This is a genomic window from Mesorhizobium sp. WSM4871, from assembly GCF_055811295.1.
The window spans coordinates 1-3,364 of sequence record NZ_JBVVPU010000041.1; the positions used below are offsets into that span (position 1 = coordinate 1).

Genomic DNA, 3,364 nt, shown 5'->3' on the forward strand with positions numbered 1-3,364 from the left:
CGTCCATTATGCCGATGTCCGGATTATGCCGACCTTGGGGGTGGATGTCGGCTTCGGAGGCGGTGATCGCTGCGATGGGGTCGGCATAATCTCCGGCGGTCTGACGGATCGTGCAAACTCCTCTTCTTGTTTCCAAAGAAGGGGATGCTTTCATGTCAATCGATCCGTTTCGCGTTCGCGTCCAGGGCCCGCTTGCCCCATTTGCGGCTGGGTTTGCCGGCGAACTCGCCCGACAAGGCTATACGCCGCTTTCCGCTCGCGAGCAGATGCGGCTGGTGGCGCGATTGAGCCGCTGGCTCGCATTGGAAGGCATGGATGTGGAGGGACTGGGTGCGAGCGAGGTCGATCGGTTCGTCCGTACCCGTCGTGCCGCTGGCCCGCAACTCCGCTCGATCAAAGCATTGCAGCCCCTGTTGGCCTATTTGCAGTCTCGCGGCGTGGTGCTGCCGTCGCCCCGTGCACCCGACGATCCGGCAGATCAGCTGCTGGAACGATACCAACGCTATCTGGCGATTGAGCGCGGTTTGGGGAAGGCTTCCGTGATCGGCTATTCCCATCTGGTGCGCCCCTTTCTGCGTCATCGATTGTCGTCCGATGGGCGTGCCTTGGACCTTGCGGGTTTGGCCGCGACCGACGTCGTCACCTTTGTCGTGGCACGTTGCCCTCAGCTGAGCCTCGGCGCGGCAAGCCTGACTGTAACGGCGCTGCGGTCGCTGCTCACGTTTCTTCATGTCGAGGGTCTCATCGCGCGATCTCTTGCCGCTTGCGTGCCCTCGGTCGCCGGTCGGCGATTGGCTGGGTTGCCAAAGGGACTGGATTGCGACCAGGTTCAGCGCCTGCTGACGTCCTGCGGCCGCGATACGTCGAACGGCTGCCGCGACTTCGCGGTCCTGACCATCTTGGTTCGTCTCGGCTTGCGGGCGGGGGAAGTCGCCAAGCTCAAGCTGGACGACTTGGATTGGCGGGCCGGTGAGATCCTGGTGCGGGGCAAAGGAAGCTGCGTCGAACGCCTTCCCTTGCCGACCGACGTCGGCGAAGCGATGGCGGCCTATCTGCGCTACGGCCGTCCCCGGACCGCCCAGGGCCGGACAGTATTTGTGCGCGTCAGGGCGCCCCATAATGCCCTCACAAGCGCTGGCGTGTCGCAAATAGTAGCCACCGCCGGTCGCCGCGCCGGGCTCGGCCAGATCTATGCCCACCGCCTGCGCCATACGGCGGCGTCGGCGATGTTGCGCGCCGGCGCGTCGCTACCGGAGGTCGGGCAGGTCCTGCGTCATCGCCGCGCCCTGACAACGGCGATCTATGCCAAGGTTGATCGCGAAGCCCTGCGAACGATCGCCCGCCCCTGGCCGGGAGAGGTTGCCTGATGAGCGCCCTTCGCCAAACCCTGGCCGACTACCTGGCCATGCGTCGCGCCCTCGGCTACACGCTTGTTCGGTCCGAGAAGCTTCTTGCCCAGTTCCTCACCTATCTCGAGGCGCAGGGCGAAGACCACCTGACCACCAAAACGGCCCTCGCTTGGGCGATGCTGCCGGCAGGCGCCGATCGAAGCTGGATGTCGGCGCGACTTTCCGTGGTTCGCCGCTTTGCGACCCATCTGCGCGGGATCGAGCCGGCAACCGAGGTGCCGCCGTGTGATCTGCTGCCGGGGCGATCTTGCCGAGCGACGCCCTACCTCTATTCGCAGGAGGACGTCATCGCCTTGATGACGGCAACCGCGGCCTTGCGCACGCCGCATCGGGAAGCAACCTACCGGACCCTGATCGGCTTGCTGTCCGTGACCGGAATGCGGGTTGGAGAAGCGATCGGCCTCGACCGCGACGACTTCGATGCGGTCGGCGGCGGCCTCACCATTCGGCACGGAAAGTCCGGAAAATCCCGCGAGTTGGCGTTACATCCGAGCACTGTTGCAGCCCTCGGCGACTATCTGCGTCGAAGCGATCGACCCCGCCGGCCGCCGAACACGCCCGCCCTGTTTGTCTCGCCGGCCGGCACCAGGCTGCTCTATGTGAACGTTCAAAACACGTTCCAGAAGCTCGTCTGTCGCGTCGGCATCGCGCCGCGCTCGGCGGCCTGCCGACCACGGCTCCACGACCTGCGGCACGCGTTTGCCGTTCGCACGCTTCTTGATGCTTATCGCGACGGCGGCGACCCGGGGCGCCGGCTTGCCCTGCTGTCGATCTATCTCGGTCACGTCGATCCGGGCAAGACGTACTGGTATCTCTCGGCGGCTCCGGAATTGCTGCAACTGGCCGGTGATCGTCTGGAACGACGGATCGGAGGCGGCGCATGACCGCCCTCAGCGCGACCTTGCAGGCGTTCTTCACCGACCGCCTGATCCGGCAGCGGCAAGCCAGCCCGCATACGCTCGCCGCCTATCGGGACACCCTGCGGCTGATGCTGGTCTTCGCCGCCGCGCGGCATGGCACAGAACCTTCCAGGCTCGAGTTCAACGACCTTGATGCCGCGTGCGTCGGCGACTTCCTCGATCACCTCGAGCATCATCGGGGCAACAGCGCGCGGACCCGGAATGCGCGGCTTGCCGCAATCCGGTCGTTGTTCCGGTTCGCCGCCCTTCGTTACCCCGAGTACGCCGCGACAATCGAACGGGTGCTCGCGATCCCGCCTAAGCGTTTTGAGCGACGGCTTGTGACGTTCCTGACGGAGGAGGAACTCGATGTATTGCTGTCCGCCCCCGCGCGGTCGACCTGGACCGGGCGGCGCGACCACGCCTTGCTTCGGCTCGCCGCCCAAACCGGCCTGCGGGCGTCCGAACTGATCGGCCTTCACTGCGCCGATATCCATCTCGGTTCCGGCGCTCATGTCAGCTGTATCGGAAAGGGGCGAAAGCAGCGGATCACACCCCTTACCTCCAACATGGCCGCCGTGCTGCGCGTCTGGCTGGCCGAACGTGCCGGGCAGCCGGCCGATCCCCTCTTCCCTACACAGACCGGCAGGATAATCAGCCGCGACGCTCTCGAGCACCGGCTCGCGAGGTATGTCGAAATCGCTGCCAGAAACTGTCCGTCGCTGCAGCGGAAAAGGGTCACACTGCACACTTTGCGTCATACCGCGGCAATGCGACTGCTGCGTGCCGGCGTCGACACCTCGGTGATCGCGCTGTGGCTTGGCCACGAACAGATCGAGACCACCCACATCTACTTGCACGCCGATCTGGAGCTTAAAGAGCGCATCCTGGCGAAAACCACGCCGGCCAACACGACGCCAGGACGCTACAGACCGCCCGACAAGCTTCTCGCTTTCCTCGAGGCGCTCTGATTATGCCGACCCCATCGCAGCGATCACCGCCTCCGAAGCCGACATCCACCCCCACGGTCGGCATAATCCGGACATCGGCATAATG

3 protein-coding genes are annotated in these 3,364 nt (G+C 65.1%); all 3 read left to right on the forward strand.

All coding sequences use genetic code 11. The features are described 5' to 3' along the window. The first annotated feature begins 152 nt into the window (after positions 1 to 152). Genes AC0L2H_RS32360 through AC0L2H_RS32370 form a run of 3 tightly spaced genes read left to right on the forward strand, consistent with a single transcriptional unit; the run spans position 153 to position 3,279 of the window. On the forward strand, positions 153 to 1,367 hold the full coding sequence (locus AC0L2H_RS32360; RefSeq protein ID WP_019863418.1) for a site-specific integrase: 1,215 nt from the start codon (positions 153 to 155) through the stop codon (positions 1,365 to 1,367). Further along, a complete protein-coding gene (locus tag AC0L2H_RS32365; protein ID WP_019863417.1) occupies positions 1,367 to 2,293 on the forward strand; it encodes a tyrosine-type recombinase/integrase in 927 nt (308 codons plus the stop codon). Before AC0L2H_RS32360 ends, AC0L2H_RS32365 begins: the two co-directional genes overlap by 1 nt. Next, positions 2,290 to 3,279 (forward strand): tyrosine-type recombinase/integrase, encoded by a 990-nt coding sequence (locus AC0L2H_RS32370; protein ID WP_019863416.1) that lies wholly within the window; start codon positions 2,290 to 2,292, stop codon positions 3,277 to 3,279. Before AC0L2H_RS32365 ends, AC0L2H_RS32370 begins: the two co-directional genes overlap by 4 nt. Positions 3,280 to 3,364: the final 85 nt, after the last annotated feature.

What these genes read in the sequence shown, in the direction of transcription:
- AC0L2H_RS32370 (WP_019863416.1), top strand. Translation starts at nt 2,290, where the DNA reads ATGACCGCCCTCAGCGCGACCTTGCAGGCGTTCTTCACCGACCGCCTG.
- AC0L2H_RS32365 (WP_019863417.1), top strand. Translation starts at nt 1,367, where the DNA reads ATGAGCGCCCTTCGCCAAACCCTGGCCGACTACCTGGCCATGCGTCGC.
- AC0L2H_RS32360 (WP_019863418.1), top strand. Translation starts at nt 153, where the DNA reads ATGTCAATCGATCCGTTTCGCGTTCGCGTCCAGGGCCCGCTTGCCCCA.